General features: G+C 69.7%; 19 protein-coding genes. 13 read left to right on the top strand and 6 right to left on the bottom strand.

All coding sequences use genetic code 11. The annotated features are described in order from the left end of the window. The first annotated feature begins 9 nt into the window (after positions 1-9). Entirely contained in the window at positions 10-732 is a 723-nt protein-coding gene (gene phnL / locus CAL29_RS25850) for a phosphonate C-P lyase system protein PhnL (protein ID WP_094855779.1), read from the top strand. Between the two features lie 3 nt (positions 733-735). Then, positions 736-1932: an alpha-D-ribose 1-methylphosphonate 5-triphosphate diphosphatase gene (locus CAL29_RS25845; protein WP_094855778.1), complete on the top strand. Its 1197-nt coding sequence runs from the start codon at positions 736-738 to the stop codon at positions 1930-1932. Between the two features lie 73 nt (positions 1933-2005). On the opposite strand, the gene CAL29_RS25840 is transcribed toward CAL29_RS25845, so the two are convergent. Genes CAL29_RS25840 through CAL29_RS25830 form a run of 3 tightly spaced genes read right to left on the bottom strand, consistent with a single transcriptional unit; the run spans position 2006 to position 4367 of the window. Further along, the gene (locus CAL29_RS25840) at positions 2006-2509 is read right to left on the bottom strand and encodes an OmpA family protein (RefSeq protein WP_256977752.1); all 504 of its coding nucleotides are present in this window, start codon (positions 2507-2509) and stop codon (positions 2006-2008) included. After that, positions 2506-3792, bottom strand: coding sequence for a diguanylate cyclase domain-containing protein (locus tag CAL29_RS25835; RefSeq protein WP_094855777.1), 1287 nt, complete (start codon positions 3790-3792; stop codon positions 2506-2508). Before CAL29_RS25835 ends, CAL29_RS25840 begins: the two co-directional genes overlap by 4 nt. Continuing rightward, positions 3789-4367: a YfiR family protein gene (locus CAL29_RS25830; RefSeq protein WP_179284190.1), complete on the bottom strand. Its 579-nt coding sequence runs from the start codon at positions 4365-4367 to the stop codon at positions 3789-3791. Before CAL29_RS25830 ends, CAL29_RS25835 begins: the two co-directional genes overlap by 4 nt. Positions 4368-4604: 237 nt before the next feature. Between CAL29_RS25830 and CAL29_RS25825 the strand changes: the two genes are divergently transcribed. Beyond that, on the top strand, positions 4605-5039 hold the full coding sequence (locus CAL29_RS25825) for a hypothetical protein (protein ID WP_094855775.1): 435 nt from the start codon (positions 4605-4607) through the stop codon (positions 5037-5039). A 78-nt stretch (positions 5040-5117) separates the two neighbouring features. On the opposite strand, the gene CAL29_RS25820 is transcribed toward CAL29_RS25825, so the two are convergent. Together CAL29_RS25820 and CAL29_RS25815 are read right to left on the bottom strand one after the other, a co-directional pair. Then, the gene (locus CAL29_RS25820) at positions 5118-5642 is read right to left on the bottom strand and encodes a hypothetical protein (RefSeq protein WP_094855774.1); all 525 of its coding nucleotides are present in this window, start codon (positions 5640-5642) and stop codon (positions 5118-5120) included. Positions 5643-5778: 136 nt separating this feature from the next. Beyond that, positions 5779-6135 (bottom strand): hypothetical protein, encoded by a 357-nt coding sequence (locus CAL29_RS25815; RefSeq protein WP_094855773.1) that lies wholly within the window; start codon positions 6133-6135, stop codon positions 5779-5781. Positions 6136-6402: 267 nt separating this feature from the next. On the opposite strand from CAL29_RS25815, the gene fba reads away from it, so the two are divergent. From fba to CAL29_RS25770, 10 genes are all read left to right on the top strand, one after another. Then, the gene (gene fba / locus CAL29_RS25810) at positions 6403-7467 is read left to right on the top strand and encodes a class II fructose-bisphosphate aldolase (protein WP_094855772.1); all 1065 of its coding nucleotides are present in this window, start codon (positions 6403-6405) and stop codon (positions 7465-7467) included. A gap of 12 nt (positions 7468-7479) precedes the next feature. Then, entirely contained in the window at positions 7480-8361 is an 882-nt protein-coding gene (locus tag CAL29_RS25805; protein ID WP_094855771.1) for a phosphoribosylaminoimidazolesuccinocarboxamide synthase, read from the top strand. Positions 8362-8727: 366 nt separating this feature from the next. Further along, entirely contained in the window at positions 8728-8892 is a 165-nt protein-coding gene (locus CAL29_RS31735) for a DUF5993 family protein (RefSeq protein ID WP_179284189.1), read from the top strand. A 2-nt stretch (positions 8893-8894) separates the two neighbouring features. After that, on the top strand, positions 8895-9557 hold the full coding sequence (locus CAL29_RS25800) for a disulfide bond formation protein DsbB (protein WP_256977750.1): 663 nt from the start codon (positions 8895-8897) through the stop codon (positions 9555-9557). A 97-nt stretch (positions 9558-9654) separates the two neighbouring features. After that, positions 9655-10185, top strand: coding sequence for a 5-(carboxyamino)imidazole ribonucleotide mutase (gene purE / locus CAL29_RS25795; protein ID WP_094855770.1), 531 nt, complete (start codon positions 9655-9657; stop codon positions 10183-10185). Then, a complete protein-coding gene (locus tag CAL29_RS25790) occupies positions 10182-11396 on the top strand; it encodes a 5-(carboxyamino)imidazole ribonucleotide synthase (RefSeq protein ID WP_094855769.1) in 1215 nt (404 codons plus the stop codon). The genes purE and CAL29_RS25790 overlap by 4 nt, the downstream gene beginning before the upstream one ends. 17 nt (positions 11397-11413) lie before the next feature. Beyond that, the gene (locus CAL29_RS25785; RefSeq protein WP_094855768.1) at positions 11414-12445 is read left to right on the top strand and encodes an L-threonylcarbamoyladenylate synthase; all 1032 of its coding nucleotides are present in this window, start codon (positions 11414-11416) and stop codon (positions 12443-12445) included. Positions 12446-12645: 200 nt separating this feature from the next. Beyond that, positions 12646-13668, top strand: a complete 1023-nt coding sequence (locus tag CAL29_RS25780; RefSeq protein WP_094855767.1) for an amino acid ABC transporter substrate-binding protein — start codon at positions 12646-12648, stop codon at positions 13666-13668. Positions 13669-13747: 79 nt separating this feature from the next. Next, a complete protein-coding gene (locus CAL29_RS25775) occupies positions 13748-14197 on the top strand; it encodes a MaoC family dehydratase (RefSeq protein ID WP_094855766.1) in 450 nt (149 codons plus the stop codon). 110 nt (positions 14198-14307) lie between these two features. Beyond that, positions 14308-15153, top strand: a complete 846-nt coding sequence (locus CAL29_RS25770) for a hypothetical protein (protein WP_094855765.1) — start codon at positions 14308-14310, stop codon at positions 15151-15153. 33 nt (positions 15154-15186) lie between these two features. Here the strand turns inward: CAL29_RS25770 and CAL29_RS25765 are convergent, their stop codons facing one another. Next, positions 15187-18615 carry an autotransporter outer membrane beta-barrel domain-containing protein gene (locus CAL29_RS25765; protein WP_094855764.1) on the bottom strand — a complete coding sequence of 1143 codons (3429 nt, stop codon included), beginning with the start codon at positions 18613-18615 and terminating at the stop codon, positions 15187-15189. Between the last annotated feature and the right edge of the window lie 8 nt (positions 18616-18623).

Raw genomic sequence — 18623 nt, 5'->3', positions numbered from 1 at the left:
GTACAGACCATGCAAGCACAGACCATGATAGAAGCCCGCGGGGTCGGCAAGATGTTCACCCTGCACAACCAGGGCGGCGTGCGCCTGCCCGTGTTCGACAACGTCGACTTCGACGCCGCGCGCGGCGAATGCCTGGTGCTGTCGGGACCGTCCGGGACCGGCAAGAGCACGCTGCTGCGCTGCCTGTATGGCAACTACCTGACCACCGCCGGCGTCATCCGCGTGCGCGACGGCGGGCAATGGGTGACGCTGACCGGCGCGCCGGAACAGCGCGTCCTGCGCCTGCGCCGCGACGTCATCGGCTACGTCAGCCAGTTCCTGCGCGCCATCCCGCGAGTCGGCGCGCTGGACGTCGTGGCCGAGCCGCTGCGCCAGCGCGGCGTCGCCCTCGACGAGGCGCGCGAACGCGCCGCCGTGCTGCTGGCGCGCCTGCGCCTGCCGGAACGCCTGTGGCGCCTGCCGCCGGCCACCTTCTCGGGCGGCGAGCAGCAGCGCGTCAACATCGCGCGCGGCCTGATCGGCGGCCATCCCGTGCTGTTGCTGGACGAGCCCACCGCCTCGCTGGACGCCGAGAATCGCGCCGTGGTGGTCGAACTGATCCGCGAATCGATGGCCGAGGGCCGCTGCCTGGTCGGCATCTTCCACGACGAAGCGGTGCGCGACGCCGTGGCCAGCCGCGTGCTGGCCCTCAAGCCCGCCAGCCCGGCCGGCGTTGCCGCCTTGACGGAGTAGACGATGACCGCCACGCTACTGACCCATGCCCGCGTCGTGCTGCCCGACACCGTGCTGGAGAACGGCGCCGTGCTGATCGAGGACGGCCGCATCGCCGCCATCGAGCCCGCCGCCGCGGGGGCCGCGCGGGAGGTGGACCTGCAAGGACAGATCCTCATGCCGGGCCTGGTGGACCTGCATTGCGACGCCATCGAGAAGGAAGCCGAGCCGCGCTCGCGCGTGCTGTTCCCCTTCGACTTCGCGGTCGCCCAGGTGGATCGCCGCAACGCCGCCGCCGGCATCAGCACGCCGTATCACGCGCTGTCCTTCGCCAACCGCGAATGGGGCGTGCGCAACAACGAGACCGTCGCCGAGCTGATCCGCGCCGTGCACGCCTTCCGCCGGCACGGCCTGGTCGACAACCGCATCCACTGCCGCTACGAAATCAGCGACGAGACGGCGATGCCCCATCTGCAATGCCTGATCGAGGCGGGCATGGTGGACCTGCTGTCCGTGATGGACCATTCGCCGGGGCAAGGGCAGTTCAAGACCCTGGAGGCCTATCTCGATTACGTGATGGGCAACCACGGTTTCAGCCGCGAGCAGGCCGAGGAGGCCGCGCGCGCCAAGCTGGCCGGCATGGAGGGCTCGGCGCAGCGCGTGGAGACCCTGCTGGCGCAGGCCCGCGCCGCCGGCGTGCCCACCGCCAGCCACGACGACGACTCGGTGCATCGCATCGCCGCCATGCGCAACCTGGGGGTGTCGATGAGCGAATTCCCCATCAACCTGGATACCGCCAAGGCGGCGGTGTCCTGCTGCCTGCCTACCATCCTGGGCGCGCCCAATGTGTTGCGCGGGCAGAGCCAGAGCGGATCGATGCGCGCCATCGACGCCATCCGCGCCGGCGTCGCCAGTTGCCTGTGCTCGGATTACCAGCCGTCGACCCTGATCGCCGCGGCCTTCGCCGCCGCCGCGCAGGCCGGCCTGACCCTGTCCCAGGCCAGCGCCCTGGTGGCCGGGAATCCGGCGCGGGCCTGCGGCCTGGACGACCGCGGCCATATCCGCGTCGGCCTGCGCGCCGACCTGATCGCGGTCAACGTGGTGAACGGGCTGCCCCTGGTCAGCCATACGTGGAGCAGCGGCCGGCTGGTGTTCGCCGCGCATTACCCCGTGGCCGTGGCCGCGCACGCCGGCGGCGGCGGGCTGGAGGTCGTGGCCTGAAGGTCGTGGCTTGACACCCGAAGCGCAACGGGCCGGCAACGCCGGCCCGTTTCCTTGGAACGCGGAGAGGGCGCTACGGCGTGACGATCACCACGGCCACGCGCCGGTTCTCGGCGCGCCCGGCGGCGCTGCCATTGTCGGCCACCGGATGCGCCGCGCCCAGGCCGTGCACCTGGACGTTCGCGGCCGGCACGCCGGCGGCGACGACGATGTCCGCCACGGCCTGGGCGCGGCGCAGGGACAACTGCCGGTTATAGGCGTCGCTGCCCCGGTTGTCGGTATGGCCGTTCAACTGCATGCGGTCCAGGCCCACGCCCAGCAGCCTGCCGGTCAGGCGCTTGATGTTGGCCACGCTCTCCGGCTTGACCGCCGCCTGGTCGCTGTCGAACAGCACCTTGTCCGAGATGCCGAATTCCCATCCTTCGTCGGTCTGCGTGAATCCTTCTTCCTTCAGCACCGCGATCTGCGCCGGCGTGAGGCCGCCCGGCACGCTCTGGCAGGCGGCCAGCAGCAGGGCGCTCGCCGCGATGGCCATGGCGCCGGCCAGGCGGGCAAGGAAGGGACGGGAAACGTTCACGATGGGATCTCCTTGGGATAGAGGGTGGGCGTCTCGGGCCGCGGCTGGGCCAGGGCCTGGCTGTCGCCGCCCTGCCGCTTGGCGTGATACATGGCGCTATCGGCGGCCTCGAACAGGCTGCGCGCGTCCTTGGCGTGGTCCGGGTAGACGGCGACGCCGATGCTCAGCGAGCTCACCGTTTCGCTGCCGCCCGGCAGGCGGATGGGCTCGCGCATGCTCGCCAGGATCTTGGCGGCCAGCCGGCGGGCCGTCTCGACATCGCGCAGCGGCGAGATCAGCACGGCGAATTCGTCGCCGCCCAGCCGCGCCACCAGGTCGCCTTCGCGCAGCAGGTTGCGCACGCGCGCGGCGATGTGGATAAGCACCGCGTCGCCCGAGGCATGGCCCTGCTGGTCGTTGATTTCCTTGAAGCGGTCGCTGTCGATGAACAGCACCGCGACCTGCTGCCCCAGCACGCCGGCGTCGTGGATGGCCTGTTGCAGCCTTTCCTCGAAATGCGAGCGATTGGGCAGGCCGGTCAGGCTGTCGTGCGCCGCCTTGTGCGCCAGCGCGGCGTTTTCGTGCTGCAACTGGTTCTGCCACGCCTGCAACTGGTCCAGCAGGGCGTTGAAGTCCTCGCCCAGCGCGTTGAGCTCGGCGATGTCGGCCGGCGGCAGCCGCGCGCCGAAGGCGCGTTCGTTGCGCACCGCGTGCGCCACCTGGGCCAGGTTGCGCAGGGGCTCGACGATGTTCTCGAAGGTGCGCCGCGCGATGGCGCGCGCGAGCATGGCGCTGGCAACCAGACAGGCCAGGATGCCGGCCACCCCCTTGAGCAGGAAGGCCAGCATGGTGCCCGGGTGGCCGGTCACCAGCAGCGTGCCGACCGTATGGCCGCGATGCACGATGGGGGTGACGATGGGCGGAGGCGTGAAGATTCTTTCGAACGGCCGCCGTATCCAGGCAAATCGCTGGTCGGGCGGACGGCCCCATTGCGCCAGCACCAGGCCGTCGCGGTCGAACACGATGGCCGTGCCCACGCTTTCCGCGTTGGCGATCAGGGCCAGCGCGTCCTGGGCCGCGGGCGCGTCGTGGAAGACGGCCGAGGCCTCCACCGTATAGAGCATGGAGCGGGCGATCAGCCCGGTGTTGTGTTCGGCGTAGGCGCGCAGCGCGACAAGGCCCATGATGGTCAGCACCAGGCCGACCAGGCCGACCGCGATGATGGTCACGGACACCTGCGCCCGGCGCAGCGCATCGCGCAGCGTGGGAAGACGGGGACCGGAGGAGCTCGGTGGGGTTGTCATGGCTGAGGCTTGCGGCGCGCCAACTGCAGCACGCTCGGATGAATACGCACGCCGCTGCGGGCGATGATATCCAGATTGATCAGGAAACCGACCTGGGCGCCCTGGATGTTCAAACAGAACATGCCTCCGGCGCTGCAGTCGGGATCTTTTTCAAGAATGGTGACCACAGGCTTGCCGACGACCCCTTGCAGCAAATGCGTCAACGCGGCGCGGGGCAGTTCGCCGACGTAGATGGCCTCGCACATCTGCGCGAGGCGGTCATCGTCGGGCGCCACCCGGCGCGTGCGCACGCTGGACATCGCCTCGCCGCCCGCCAGCAGGACGGCGGAATAGGGCGAGGCGCCCGTCACGCACAGCAGCGGCAATTCCGGATGCGGCGGCGTGGGCCAGCGCGCGTATCCGAGTATGCCCGTCACCACCTGCGCCACCGCGCGGGCCGACGCGGCGGCGCGGGCCGGCGCGCCGTCCGCCCGCGCCGCCGGCCCGCCGCCCAGCAGCAGGCCCAGGCTCAGTCCGCACGAAGCGACGCACGACAGAAGACCGTTCGGAAGGCGTATGGATGCTACCTGTGACAAGGAAGTGTTGGGGTTCGTTATTTATTGTGCGGGAACCGTAGCCATTATTCGGCGGAAATTTGAAGCCAGAATGTCCTGAAACCGCCGGAAGGGAGGAATATAGTTACGCTTCATCGCCTATTTGGCGGCAAAGATTACACGCTACGATGAGGACTGTAACCCCGTCGCTGCCGTTTCGTTTTGAAAATTTCCAAAAATTGGCGCGCCGAATCGCGTTTTGTCTTCAGGAGACCCCTCATGGTTGACCCCCATTTTGTCCAGGACCAGGAAGAACCGGAACTATGGGCCGCCGAACAGGTGTCCTTTGCGTCCGGCCGTCCGCCCATCCACGTCATGATGCAGACCGCCGGCGAGGCGCCGACGGCCTATGGCGTGCGTAACCTGAAGGCGCTGCTGCGGGTTCTGGAGGAGCGCATCGAAGCGGCCGCCGAACTGCTGCTGGAGAATTATTCCCGCGACGACTGGCTGGAGGCGGGCGTGCCGCCCGACCAGTTGCCGCCCGGCGATTCCGTGTCCGCCATGGTCGACCACGCCACCTTGCGCGCCGTCTGGCTGTTCGACGAGGACGCCGAGGACTATGAGCTGTGGTTTACGCTGCCGTGGGACGACGAACACACCTACGACGTGGAATTCCAGGGCGGCGAGCCCATCGCCTGTTCGGTGAACGAGTAGGCGGCGGCGCGCCCGCCCGGGCGTTGGCGAACCTTCGGACCTTTTGCCGGCGCGCGGACCGCGCCGGCGGCGCTGGTCTCAGGAGACGGCGGGATCCTCGCCGGCCGGGGGCGGCTCGGCTTCCCGCGCGCGGTCGCGCAGGTATTCCACCTGGACGCCCGGCGGAATCCGGTCGAGACGTTCGCGCTGGATCTGGGTGCGCACCATGCCGACGCTTTTGGTGTTGGTGGCGGCGCCTTGCAGCAGGACGGAGAGGATGGACCCCTTGTCCTGGATCCACTGGTTCTTGCCGCGCAGCAGCTTGATGGCGTCGGAGGGAGGGCCCAGCTTGAACGTGGCGCCCCGGATCGTGATGTTCTTGCGCGCGGCGAAATCCGCCTCCGCGCAGTGCGTGATCGAGACGGCGTCGAGGTTATTGCTGAAGGCGTCGATGCGATAGACGAAATTGATGCGCGTATGCGGATCCTGCACCACGATCAGCTTCTCCGACCCGGAAAAATCGGAAATCTGGCCGATGACCACCGATTCGACGAGCTGATTGCCGCGTTTTTCCTCGGTGTACAGGAATATGGTCGGGGGGGCGGAATTGGCGTTCTCAGTCATGACGGGCAGGCGCGGCGTACGAGAAAAGTAACTTGATGCGTCGAAACGGAGTTTAACCGCGCCGCCCGTCCCTGGTGTGACCTTGGTGCGACCCGGGCGTGCCCCGGGTTTGCCTCGGGTGTGCCTCGGATGTGCCTTACTCGCCTTGCGCCCGGCGGGCATTGAGTTCCTGCAGGCACTGGCCCACCGCATCCCGCATCTTGGCCGCCGAGGTCGAGGCCCGGTCCGCCTCATCCCGGCACTCGGTGTACTTGCGCAGGCTTTCCGGCGTATCGCGGACCGGCGGCGGCTGCATCGGGGCGGCCTGCGGCGACACGGTCATGCGTAGCGTGGACGGCGGCGAATAGCTGCCGGGCTGCGAAGGAAAACTGTATTCCTGCACGCCGCCCGCCCCGGCCGGCGGCGGCGCGGTCTGGGCCGAGATCGGCACTTGCGCCTGGGCGCCGGCGCCGGCGGCGAGGAGCAGCAAAGCAGCGGAGATCCTGATTTTCATGGGGCTTTCCTTCGAAGAGACAGAGACGCGGCCCGCCGGAACGACAGGGCCGGGCGCGAACGTCCGCGACACGTCGTTAATGACCGCCGGCGCGGCACGAGGTTCAGCGTAACATCGGCGCCCGGGGTGGCCAGGGATAAACCCGGAAACAATCCGCTGGAAGACGTAAATCCATGGTTGCAAGAACTTTCCTCCGGTCCCCGGTAAAATCGCCGCATTCACCGGTTTCCATCATTTTTCAATAAGCACCCCTGGAGGATCTCTCTCATGGCCCTAGTTTCGATGCGCCAGTTGCTCGACCACGCCGCCGAGCATGGTTATGGCATCCCTGCTTTCAACGTCAATAATCTGGAACAGGTCCAGGCCATCATGGAAGCGGCTGCCGAAACCGACAGCCCGGTGATCATGCAGGCCTCGGCCGGCGCCCGCAAGTATGCCGGCGAGGGCTTTCTGAAGTATCTGATCCAGGCCGCCGTCGAATCGTATCCGCACATCCCCGTGGTGATGCACCAGGATCACGGCCAATCGCCGGCCATCTGCCAGGGCGCCATCAACCTGGGCTTCTCCAGCGTGATGATGGACGGCTCGCTGAAGGAAGACGGCAAGACCATCGCCGACTACGACTACAACGTCGACGTCACCCGCAAGGTGGTGGACATGGCGCACAAGGTCGGCGTGACGGTGGAAGGCGAACTGGGCTGCCTGGGCTCGCTGGAAACCATGCAGGGCGACAAGGAAGACGGCCACGGCGCCGACGGCAAGCTGACCATGGACCAGTTGCTGACCGATCCCGAGCAGGCGGCCGACTTCGTGCGCAAGACGCAACTGGACGCCCTGGCCATCGCCATCGGCACCAGCCACGGCGCCTACAAATTCACCCGCAAGCCCACCGGCGACATCCTGTCGATTTCCCGCATCAAGGAAATCCACAAGCGCCTGCCCAACACCCACCTGGTGATGCACGGCAGCTCCAGCGTGCCGCAGGAACTGCTGGCCGAAATCCGCGAATTCGGCGGCGACATGAAGGAAACCTACGGCGTGCCCGTCGAGGAAATCCAGGAAGCCATCAAGTACGGCGTGCGCAAGATCAACATCGACACCGACATCCGCCTGGCCATGACCGGCGCCATCCGCCGCTTCTTCGCCGAGAATCCCGCCAAGTTCGACCCGCGCGAATACCTGAAGCCGGCGCGCGCCGCGGCCAAGGGGATCTGTGTCAAGCGCTATACGGAATTCGGCACCGCCGGCAACGCCAGCAAGATCAAGGCGACGCCGCTGACCGATATCGCCCAGGCCTACGCCAGCGGCAAGCTGGCCCAGGTCGTGCAGTAAGGAAACCAGCACGTGACTACCGCCTTGCATCAATCCAGCATCAAGTCCCTGCCGCTGCTGGGACGCGGCAAGGTGCGCGACATGTACGCGGTGGGCGACGACAAGTTGCTCATCGTGGCCACCGACCGCATCTCCGCGTTCGACGTCATCCTGGATGACCCCATTCCCGGCAAGGGCCAGGTCCTGACCGAGCTGACCGAGTTCTGGCTCGGCAAGCTGGGCCATATCCTGCCCACGCATTCGACCGGCGTGCGGCCGGAGGACGTGGTCGCGCCCGACGAAGTCGACCAGGTGCGCGGCCGCGCCGTCGTGGTCAAGCGCCTGAAGCCCATCCTGGTCGAGGCGGTGGCGCGGGGCTACCTGATCGGTTCGGGCTGGAAGGATTACCAGGCGACCGGCGCGGTGTGCGGCATCGCGCTGCCGCCCGGCCTGCAGCAGGCCAGCCAGTTGCCGCAGCCCATCTTCACGCCGGCCGCCAAGGCGGAGTTCGGCACGCATGACGAAAACGTCGATTTCGCGCATGTGGTCAAGGAAGTGGGCCAGGAAATGGCCGAGCGCATCCGCGACGTGACGCTCAAGCTGTACGGCGAGGCCGCGCGCTTCGCCGCCACCAAGGGCATCATCATCGCCGACACCAAGTTCGAATTCGGCCTGGACGAGCAGGGGACGCTGCACCTGATGGACGAAGTGCTGACGCCGGACTCCTCGCGTTTCTGGCCGGCCGACGGCTACAAGGTCGGCATCAGCCCGCCGTCCTTCGACAAGCAGTTCGTGCGCGACTGGCTGGAAACCCAGGACTGGGACAAGACGCCGCCGGCGCCGCGCCTGCCCGCCGACGTACTGGCGAAGACCGCCGCCAAGTATCGCGAGGCCCTGGACCGCCTGATGGCCTGAGGATTGCTTGACGATGGCCTGCGCGCAAGGCCATCGCTACCTCTTCCGATACGCATGACGGATACGCATGACGGCCGCCCCTTGGGGCGGCCGTCTGCTTTCATGGGGTTGCGTTATGCCCCTTGCGTTATGCCGTTGCCTGATACCGCCGCTGCCTTATACCGAGGCCGTTTTTCCTGCCGCCGCGGTTTTTTGCCGCTGGGCCGTCCCAAGGCAAAAACGCCCCCTCGGGGGACAGCAAGCGGCGTAGCCGCGCAGCGTGGGGGCATTTTTTGCCGCCTTGACGCCTGAAGTCGTCTTTTCCGCGCGCTTCATTTATAGTGCGGCGCATTCGCTCGGATGGGGGCTAAAAGGGGAGGCGTCGACATGGTCATGCTGCTGCCGTTTCTGCTCGGCACGCTGGCGGTCTGGTTCGGACTGCGGGGGCGCCGCGGCGCGAGCTTCACGTTTTGGATATTGACGCTGGTCCTCTTCGCCGTGACCACGGCCGGCCAGTGGCACCTGGCGCCGCTCGCCGGACTGCGGCTCTGATCATGATGATCTTCTCCATGCGCCCGCCGCGGCCCGCCTCGGTGCTGCTCAATGCCCTGGCCTTGCTGGTCCTCTGCGCGATCCTGGGCCTCTCGCTCGTCTGGGAGTTCGGCTATGGCTATGCGCCCGACGCGGCCGCGCAATTGCAGCGCCTGGCGTATCTGCTGGCCGGCGCCGGCCTGCTCCTGAACCTGCGCTTCGGCCCCTCGCCGGCGCATTACGCCGTGGTGCTCGCGGCGGCGCTGGGCGGCGCGGCGGCGGCTGGCCTGCAGGTGCTGCCGCCCCTGGTCGGCGCGGTCGCAGCCGCGCCGGGACCGCTGGCGCCCCCGGCCCTGCTGGGCCTGCGGCCGGCGACCTGGGCGCTGGCGGGCTACGCGGTCCTGCTGGTCTATTGCACCTTCATGCTGGCCTTCGACCGCCGGGCCGGCGACAACGCCATGCCGCGCCGCGTCGGCGTGCTGGCGGCCTTGCCCATGTGGCTGTTCCTGGCCGTGGCCCTGGCCGCGACGGGGGCGGCCGGCCTGCAATGCGGTCTCTCCGACTGCCCGGCGCCCGGCCAGGGATACGCCTGGCTGCCGCCGGAATGGTGGCCCACGCCCGTGCTGGCCGACCTGCAGCCCGCCGCCCAGCCGGCGTCGCCGCCGTCCGCCGACGCGCCGAGGTAGGGCGCCGAAGCGCGGCGGGAGCGCCGCCGGCGAGCCGCCTGAGAACCGGCGGGCGGGGCCGGTTAAAATCCCAGGTTTTACGACTGCGCTCCGGCTTATGACTGCCTCTACGACCACCTCGTCCCCGACCGCGCCGCGGGTCGGCGTCATCATGGGCTCCTCCAGCGACTGGGAGGTCATGAAGCATGCTGTCGCCATGCTGCAGGACTTCGGCGTGCCCTGCGAAACGCGGGTGATCTCCGCGCACCGCATGCCGCACGACATGGCCGAGTACGGCGCGCAGGCCCGCGCGCGCGGCCTGCGCGCCATCATCGCCGGGGCCGGGGGCGCCGCCCACCTGCCGGGTATGATGGCCGCGCTGACGGAAGTGCCGGTCTTCGGCGTGCCCGTGCCGTCCCGCTACCTGCGTGGCGAGGACTCCCTGCTGTCCATCGTGCAGATGCCCAAGGGCGTCCCGGTGGCCACGTTCGCCATCGGCGAGGCCGGCGCCGCCAATGCCGCGCTGCATGCCATCGCCAACCTGGCGACCACCGACGATGCCTTGCACGCCAGGCTGCTCGAATTCCGCGCGCGCCAGACCGAGGCGGCCCGCAATATGAAAGTCCCTCCCGAAGGAGCATCGGCATGAGCGGCGCGCCGACCACTTCCGCGCCCGGGGGCGCCGCGTTCACCCCCATCGCGCCGGGCGACTGGCTGGGCCTGCTGGGCGGAGGCCAATTGGGCCGCATGTTCTGCCATGCCGCGCAGAGCCTGGGCTACAAGGTGGCGGTGCTGGACCCCGCCGCCGACGGCCCCGCCGCCATGGTGGCCGACAAGCACATCCACGCCGCCTACGACGACGAGCAGGGCCTGGCCGAGCTGGCCCGCCTGTGCCGCGCCGTCACCACCGAATTCGAGAACGTGCCGGCGCAGAGCCTGCGCAGCCTGGCCGCGCATTGCCGCGTCAGCCCGGCCGCCGACGCCGTGGCCGTGGTGCAGGACCGCATCGCCGAGAAGACTTTCGTCGCCGCCCAGGGCATCGCGGTGGCCCCGCATGCCGCGGTGCGCGCTCGCGCCGACCTGGAGCAGGCCGACGAGGCGCTGTTCCCCGGCATCCTCAAGGTGGCGCGCCTGGGCTACGACGGCAAGGGCCAGGCCCGCGTCGCCACGCGCGCCGAGGCCCTGGCCGCGTTCGACGAGTTCGGCGGCGTGCCCTGCGTGCTGGAAGCCCTGCTGGCGCTGGACCATGAAATCTCCGTGGTCATCGTGCGCGGCTTCGATGGCGCCACCGTGATGTTTCCCGTGGCGCGCAACGCGCATCGCGACGGCATCCTGGCGGTGTCGACGGTCGCCCTGGCCGCCTTGTCGGGGCCCGACGCGCAACTGGAGCAGCAGGCCGCCGCGTCCGCGCTCGCCATCGCCCAGGGGCTCGACTACCACGGCGTGCTGTGCGTGGAGTTCTTCGTCCTGCGCGACGGCCGCCTGCTGGTCAACGAAATCGCGCCGCGGCCGCACAACAGCGGCCACTACAGCATCGACGCCTGTGTCACCAGCCAGTTCGAGCAGCAGGCGCGCGCGATGGCGGGCCTGCCGCTGGGCAGCACCGCCCTGCTGGCGCCGGCCATCATGCTGAATATCCTGGGCGACATCTGGTACCCGGACGCCGGCGACGCGCAGCGCGAGCCGGACTGGGCCGCCGCCCTGGCCGTGCCCACCGCCAAGCTGCACCTCTACGGCAAGCGCGAGGCCAGGCGCGGCCGCAAGATGGGCCACGTGACCATCGTCGCCGCCACCATGGCGCAGGCCCGCGCCGACGCCACGCGCGTGGCCGCGGCGCTGGGCCTGCCGGCGCCGCAGTGAGCGGCGGGGACGCGAACATGAGCCAGGCCCGCGCCGCCAGCGACCAGGACATCGAGCACGCCGCCCAGGTGCTGCTGCGCGGCGGCCTGGTCGCCTTCCCGACCGAGACCGTCTACGGCCTGGGCGCCGACGCGGAAGACCCGCGGGCGGTGGCGCGCATCTACGCCGCCAAGGGCCGGCCCTCGAATCATCCCGTCATCGTCCACGTCGCGCCGGAAGCGGACCTCGACTATTGGACGCGCGACGTTCCGGCGCAGGCGCGCGCCTTGATCGATGCCTTCTGGCCGGGGCCGTTGACGCTGATCCTCAAGCGCGCGCCGCACGTCGACGCGGCGGTCAGCGGCGGGCAGGACAGCGTCGGCGTGCGCTGCCCCGCGCATCCCGTGGCGCAGCGCCTGCTGCGCGTCTTTGCCGCGCTCAAGGGCGGGCATGGCGGCGTGGCCGGTCCGTCGGCCAACCGTTTCGGCCACGTGTCGCCCACGCGCGCCGAGCACGTGCTGGCGGAGTTTCCCGAGCAGGTCGCCGCCGGCATGCCCGTGTTGCAGGGCGGCCCCGCCGAGGTCGGCATCGAATCGACCATCCTCGACCTGTCGCGCCTGCAAGAGGGCGTGGGGCCCGTCTTGCTGCGGCCCGGCCATATCCGGCCGGAGGACATCGCGCGCGTGCTGGGCCGGTTGCCGGACGCGCCCGACGCCGCCGCGCCGCGCGCGTCCGGCACGCTCAAGGCGCACTACGCGCCGAGCACGCCGCTGGAGCTGGTGGACAGGGCGACCCTGGAGGCGCTGGTGGTGGGGGTGGGACTGCCCGCCGGCAGCCGCTGCGTGGTGATCGGCTACACCCCTCGTCCCCTGGAGATGGACCCCGCGTTGACCTGGCAGCCGGTCTCCGCCGATCCGGCGCAATACGCCCATGCGATCTATTCCCTGATGCGCGAACTGGATGGCCGGGGCTATACGAAGATCCTGGTCGAGGCGCCGCCGCGCACGCCGGAGTGGGACGCCGTCAACGACCGCATCGGCCGCGCCGCCGCGGCCTTCCGGCCGGCCTGAGGACACGCCCCCGGCGACTAGTGTTGTACCTAATTGCCGGCCGGCCCCGGCTGGCCTAAGTTTGCGTGCTGGCCCGCGCCGACGCACCGTCGCCGCGCGGGCCGTCGCCGGTCCACGCCATCCGCCTGGACCCCGTGCGTTTCAACCATTCCTGCTTGAACCATCCGTTCAGGCAAGGCACGCAATCCGGGAGACACCTCATGAAGAAACACTTGTCCGTTCTGGCCGCCGCCGCAGCGCTGGCCCTTGCTTCGGCCAGCGCTGCGGCGGGGCCGGTATTCGACGCGGTCAAGAGCAAGGGCTATGTGCAATGCGGTCTCAGCGACGGCGTGTCGGGCTTCAGCGCCACCAACAGCAAGGGCGAATGGGAAGGCATGGACGTGGACATCTGCCGCGCGGTCGCCGCGGCGATGTTCGGCGACGCCTCCAAGTTCAAGGGCACCGCGCTGTCGACGCAGCAGCGCTTCACCGCGCTGCAGTCCGGCGAGGTCGACGTGCTGATGCGCACCGTCACGCTGACGCAGACGCGCGATACCTCGCTGGGCCTGGCGGCCGTGGCGGCCAGCTTCTACGACGGCCAGGGCATCCTGGTGCGCAAGTCGCTGAACGTGAAAAGCGCCAAGGAGCTGGACGGCGCCACGATCTGCGTGCAGCCGGGCACCACGACGGAGCTGAACCTGGCCGACTGGTTCCGCACCAACGGCATCAAGTTCACGCCGGTGGTCATCGACAAGGTCACCGAAGTCGTGCGCGCCTTCGAATCGGGCCGCTGCGACGCGTTCACCGACGATGCCTCGCAACTGGCCGCCGTGCGCGCCACGCAACTGGCCAAGCCGGACGACTATGAAATCCTGCCCGAACGCTTCTCCAAGGAGCCGCTGGGCCTGATGGTGCGGCAGGGCGACGACCAGTGGCTGGACGTGGTGCGCTGGACGCTGTTCGCCCTGATGGAGGCGGAGGAATACGGCATCACGCAGAAGAACGTCGACCAGATGCTCAAGAGTCCCAATCCCAACATCCAGCGCATCCTCGGCGTGACGCCGGGCGCGGGCAAGAACATGGGCGTGGATGAGAAATGGGCCTACAACGCCATCAAGGCGGTGGGCAATTACGGCGAAATCTTCGAGCGCAACGTCGGCAAGCAGAGCAAGCTGGGCCTGGCGCGCGGCACCAACGCCCTGTGGAGCCAGGGCGGGGCGATGTACCCCTGGCCGATCCGCTGAATACCCCCGGCGCGACTTTGATCTATCCTAGGAGCAGCCGCGCCGGATTGGCGCGGCTGCTGCCAGGGGATGACGCACGATGAAGTTCGCCGAGTTCAAGCAGGGCATGGTGATCAAGGGAGGACCGGTCACCGTGACGGAGGCCGAGATCCTGGCCTTCGCCCGCCAGTACGATCCGCAATGGTTCCACGCCGATCCGGCCCGCGCCGCGGAAGGCCGCTGGGGCGGCCTCATCGCGAGCGGCTGGCATACCTGCGCGCTGGCCATGCGCATGGCCGTCGACGCCGCGCTCCACGATTCCGAATCCTTCGGCTCGCCCGGGCTGGGCGAGGTGCGCTGGCGGGTTCCCGTCCGGCCCGGCGACCAGTTGCGCCTGGAGGCCCGCGTGCAGGCCGTGCGGACGTCCTCCTCGCGGCCGGATCTCGGCATCACGTCCTGGACCTGGGTGGTGCTGAACCAGCACGGCGAAAGCGTGCTGGAGCTGGACGCCACCATACTGTTCGATCTCAGCGAAGACAAGTCGGGTTGATGGGCGCGCGCACCATGCCGTTCATCGTTGCGACCCACATGCGCGCGCGGTTCGCGGCCCGCGCGGCCACGCGGATGGCCACGGCAAGGGCCACGGTAATGGCTACGGTAATGGCGGCCACGGCTGCCATCGCCATCCTTTCTTCCTCGCCGGCGCGGGCCGCGGACCCGGCGCCGAACAAGGGGCAGGCCGCGCGCGCCGCCCTGCCGCCCGCCGCCGGCAATTTCGTGTTGAACCAGGCCATCACCGGGCTGGACATGCTGGACAAGGTGGCCGCGGTCTGCCCGCGTTTCGGCCGCGAGGACGCGCGCGCGACGCAACTGGAGAACATCGCGCGCACGCGCCTGAAGGTCTCCGCGCGGGCCGCCTGGCGCGCGTTGGCCGCGCGCGAACCGCCTCTCCTCATGACGGCGGCGCAGGCGCGCCGCGTGGTGGCCAATGCCGGCGGTTGCGACGGCCTCGCGCTGGGGCAATGGCGCGGCGGCGCGCTGTGGCTGGCCGACACCTCGGCCCAGGTGCTGGCGGGCGAGGCGCCCGCCGACCTGACGTGGCCGCGCCACGCCGCGCTGGAGCATCCCGTCCGCATCACCGTCCTGGGCTGGCAGCGCAACCTGGACCGCGTCGCCATCCAGGTGCTGGTGAGCAACGAGGGAAGCACGCCGCTGCGCGCGGCTTTCCTGGCCTCCCAATCCTTCGCCGGTTTATGCACGCGCATCGATGCGCTCAACATCCCCATGGCCGCCGGCTTCGTGCCCGCGCAATGGGAAGACGTGCCGCCGCGCGGCAGCGTGCCCGCCCTGTGGCTGCTGGACCCGTCCTGCAAGGCCGAGCCGCGCATGAACGTCGGCGGCGCCGTGGTGATCGACCAGGGCAAGGGGCCGGTCTACCGCCGCTTCCTGCTGCGCGGCGTGGGACCGGCCCCCGTGCAGAAATCCTCGGCGCCGCCTCCCGGTTAGCGTGGCCGCCCGCAAGGTGGAAAGCCGCCGCCTTCAGAACACGTAGCGCAGGCCGAGGTCGCCGTCGACGCTGTGATCGACGGGCCCGCCGCTGGTGTAGTCGACGTCGGCATACACCTGCAGGTTCCGCTTGAACTGCGCCTGCAGGCCCATCCCCACCAGCGCGCGGTTGCCGTTCAGGTTGTCCGAAAGCGTGGCGCCGTTGAGGCTGACGCGATTGCTGTTGACGAACTCGCGCAGTACGGCGGCCTTCACATAAGGCTGTATCAGATAGCCCTTGTCCGTGGCGAAGGCGGCGCCGGCCTGGAAGCCGAGCTGCCCGCGCACGGAGCGGGTCGGCGCGTCGTGGATCCGGAAGCCGCTGTCCAGCGTCTTGCCGGCGCTGCCGGCCTGGAAGGCGGCGATCTGGGTGTAGGGTTCGACGTAGCCCTTGCCGGACAGGTCGAAGTGCCGGCCGGCTTCGACCGAGCCGCCGTAGCCCGGCCTGTCGTACTTGCCGCGGCTGCGGGCGCCGTCGCTGCCGACCACGCGCAATTCGTTGCCGAAGCTGTTGGCCTTCAGGGCGCCGTCCACGTACCAGCCGCCTTGCGACAGCCAGGTGGCATAGGCGCCCACGCCGACGCTGTTGACGCGGCCGGTGGAGCCGCCGTCGATGGCGGAGGTGTCGTAGCTGTAGCTGCCGAAGCCGCCGGCATAGACATCGCCGCCGGAAGACAGCGCGAAGCGCCGGTCCGCGCCGAAGGCGCCGCCGTACTGGTCGAGGCGATAGGCCGGCGCCGTCGACTGGGCCATCTTGTTGCTGTTGGCGAAGCTGCGCACCCACGCGCCGCTGCCGGCCTTGTTCATGCGCAGGTCGCCCTCGCGCTGGCGCAGCGTGTCGAGCTCGCCGTAGAAGGCATAGGGCAGGGACGAGGCCATGCTCAACGCCGTCTTGGCCGCGGGAGACAGGTCCCTGGGCTTGGGGATGGGATCGTTCCGCGGGTCGGCCGGGTTGACGGGGTTAACGGGATTGGCAGGGTTATCGGGATTAACGGGATCGGTGGGATTCGTGGGATCCGTCGGATCCGTTGGCGACACGGTCCCGGTCTGCACCAACTGCCACTGGCCGCCGTTCTGCCTGACCTCGTAGACGTAGATGCCGGCGTCGGTCTTGCCGTCGCCCACCAGCCGGAAGCTGCCGGCGCCGCCGCCGGCCTGGACCAGGGTGATGTCGTTGCGGGGATGCGCCACGCCCTGGTCGGCGTTCACGCGCAGGCCGTGCGCGCCGTCGACGGTATCGACCTGGAGCAGGTCGTTGCCGCCGCCCGGGTTGAAGTCGACGTCCATGGAGAGCGTGCCGCCGGCGCCGCCCAGCGAGGCCGCCTTCAGGGTCTTGAAGCCGCCCGCGCCGGAATTGAAGTCGACGTCGCCGCCGTTCATCACCAGCGTGTCCAGGTTCTCCGTGGGCGCGCCGCCCAGCTCCCAGGTTCCGTCGCCCGCCAGGGTGAGCGAGCCGCCGTCCAGGTCGCCGTTCAGGGTGGCGGCGTCCGCCACGACCACGGCGGGGCTGCCGACGTCGCCGTTGAGCCGGGCGTGGTCCCGCAGGACCACGCTGCCGTTTTTCCCGGACACGTTGCCGTCGAGCACCGCGCTGCCCGCCAGCGTGAGGTCCAGCCTGCTGTCGGCGGAGGCCGCCATGTCGCCCTGCTGCGTCGTATCGGCCAGCAGCACCTGGGCGCTGCCGCCGTCGGCGACGTTCACCAGCATGCCGTCCCGGCCTTGCAGGCGGCCGCCGTCGCGCACGGCTATCGTCGCGTCGCTGTCGTCCACCTCGACCGCGGCCCCGTCCGCGCGCGAGAGCAGTGAACCGGCGCCGGCGACGCTCACCGTGCCCTGGGCCTTGCCGCTCAGGGCCACGCCGCCGTCGAGGACGCCGCCGGCATCGAGCTGGACGATGGCGTGCGTGCCCGCGCCGCCGGCCTCGACGGTTCCGTTCAAGCGGGCGTCGGCGGCGCCCATGCCCAGGGTCGCGCCGCCGGCGGCGCTGAAGGCGCCGGCAAGGGACGCGCCGTTGCGCGCGTAGACGTCGAGCGCCGTGTTCGTGTCCGCCGCCGCGATGTTGCCGTTCAGGGCGACGGCGTCGGCGGTGACGTCCGCCTTGCCGCCGCCGTCGGCCTGGATGATGTCGCCGTTGCCCTGGGCCGTGTCCAGCGTCGACCCGGATGCGATCAGGACGTGCGCGACCGCGTCGGCATTGCCGCCGTGGTTGACGATGTGCAGGGCCGCGCCGCCCGTGCCCTGGACGTGCGCGCCGTCGGTCAGGGACAAGGTGGCGCCGTCGCCGCCGGCCAGGGTGTCCAGTTGTATGCCGTCGTTTTTGCCGCGCACGGTCGAGCCGCTCAACGCCAGTTGGCCGTTGCCCGCCGCATAGATGCCGGTGCCGGCGCCGTAGGGGTTCTGCGTGGTTTGCGCGTTGTCCCCCGAAAACCTGCTGCCCGTGTCCGTGAAGCGGGTGTTCCCGTCCGACGCGATGAACTGCAGGCCGCTCGATCCTTCGAAGACGTTCTTTTCGGAGACGATGGCAACCGCTTGCGTCCCGCCCGTCACCGACACATAGGCGCCCGTGCCGCTGGGACCGCCCGCGGGCCCCTCGCCGAGGAACCGGGAGTCCTTCAGTTCGACGTCGTACGCCTCGTCGGGCGCGGCGCCGTCGCGCGCGATGCTCAGCGCGGTGCCGGACGTGACGCTGGTGCCGAGGATATGCACGTCTATCTGCTGACCGCCGGCGTAGGCGTTGTCGCCATGGACGGCGATGCCGGTGGCATGCGGATCGTCCATGGCGTCGGTCAGCATGTAGACGACGCTATCGCTGACCGAGGTCGTGCCGCCGTTGACCTCCAGGCCGGCGTCGTATTGCAGCCCCGGCGTGCCCAGGGCGTAGGCGCTGGGTTCGATCTGCACGTCGTTCAGCGTGGTCGTGCCGGCCGACTTGATCCAGCCGACGTCGGCGCCGTCGGCGGTCAGGGTCGAGTCTTCGCCTATGAGGATGCCCGCCACGGTGGCGTGCGGCTGCAGCATGACGTCGCCGCGCTGGCCATAGGCCGCCGGGGGCGAGCCCGCGGCCGGCTGCATGGTATTGCCGGCCGCGATGATGCCGTTGACCGTGCCGCCGTCCTGCACGACGACCTGGCCGTCCTGCTGGGTGAGGATATTGCCGGTGGCGCCGCCTGCCTGGACGTTCAACTGGCCGCCGTTGGCGAGGAAAGTATCGCAATCCCGGCCGGCGTTCACGTTCACGGTGTGGCCGCCGGCCGCCCGGCGAGTGGCCGGCACCTTGGACGCATCCAGCGCGTCGGCGGAGAATTGGCTCTGGTTTCCCGGACATTGGGTCGCGGCATGGGCCTCGGGCGCCGCGCAGGCCGCGCCCGCGCCGAGCAGGGAAAGCAGCAAGGCGAGCTCGCGCCGCTTGAATCGGTTCGACATGGCAAGCT

The organism is Bordetella genomosp. 10, from assembly GCF_002261225.1.
Classification (GTDB): Bacteria; Pseudomonadota; Gammaproteobacteria; order Burkholderiales; family Burkholderiaceae_B; genus Bordetella_C.
Note: the sequence above shows the minus strand (reverse complement) of the source record. Positions and strands in the feature narration are given on the sequence as shown.

What these genes read in the sequence shown, in the direction of transcription:
- phnL (WP_094855779.1), top strand. Translation starts at nt 10, where the DNA reads ATGCAAGCACAGACCATGATAGAAGCCCGCGGGGTCGGCAAGATGTTC.
- CAL29_RS25845 (WP_094855778.1), top strand. Translation starts at nt 736, where the DNA reads ATGACCGCCACGCTACTGACCCATGCCCGCGTCGTGCTGCCCGACACC.
- CAL29_RS25835 (WP_094855777.1), bottom strand. Translation starts at nt 3,792, where the DNA reads ATGACAACCCCACCGAGCTCCTCCGGTCCCCGTCTTCCCACGCTGCGC.
- CAL29_RS25825 (WP_094855775.1), top strand. Translation starts at nt 4,605, where the DNA reads ATGGTTGACCCCCATTTTGTCCAGGACCAGGAAGAACCGGAACTATGG.
- CAL29_RS25820 (WP_094855774.1), bottom strand. Translation starts at nt 5,642, where the DNA reads ATGACTGAGAACGCCAATTCCGCCCCCCCGACCATATTCCTGTACACC.
- CAL29_RS25815 (WP_094855773.1), bottom strand. Translation starts at nt 6,135, where the DNA reads ATGAAAATCAGGATCTCCGCTGCTTTGCTGCTCCTCGCCGCCGGCGCC.
- fba (WP_094855772.1), top strand. Translation starts at nt 6,403, where the DNA reads ATGGCCCTAGTTTCGATGCGCCAGTTGCTCGACCACGCCGCCGAGCAT.
- CAL29_RS31735 (WP_179284189.1), top strand. Translation starts at nt 8,728, where the DNA reads ATGGTCATGCTGCTGCCGTTTCTGCTCGGCACGCTGGCGGTCTGGTTC.
- CAL29_RS25800 (WP_256977750.1), top strand. Translation starts at nt 8,895, where the DNA reads ATGATGATCTTCTCCATGCGCCCGCCGCGGCCCGCCTCGGTGCTGCTC.
- purE (WP_094855770.1), top strand. Translation starts at nt 9,655, where the DNA reads ATGACTGCCTCTACGACCACCTCGTCCCCGACCGCGCCGCGGGTCGGC.
- CAL29_RS25790 (WP_094855769.1), top strand. Translation starts at nt 10,182, where the DNA reads ATGAGCGGCGCGCCGACCACTTCCGCGCCCGGGGGCGCCGCGTTCACC.
- CAL29_RS25785 (WP_094855768.1), top strand. Translation starts at nt 11,414, where the DNA reads ATGAGCCAGGCCCGCGCCGCCAGCGACCAGGACATCGAGCACGCCGCC.
- CAL29_RS25780 (WP_094855767.1), top strand. Translation starts at nt 12,646, where the DNA reads ATGAAGAAACACTTGTCCGTTCTGGCCGCCGCCGCAGCGCTGGCCCTT.
- CAL29_RS25775 (WP_094855766.1), top strand. Translation starts at nt 13,748, where the DNA reads ATGAAGTTCGCCGAGTTCAAGCAGGGCATGGTGATCAAGGGAGGACCG.
- CAL29_RS25770 (WP_094855765.1), top strand. Translation starts at nt 14,308, where the DNA reads ATGGCGGCCACGGCTGCCATCGCCATCCTTTCTTCCTCGCCGGCGCGG.
- CAL29_RS25765 (WP_094855764.1), bottom strand. Translation starts at nt 18,615, where the DNA reads ATGTCGAACCGATTCAAGCGGCGCGAGCTCGCCTTGCTGCTTTCCCTG.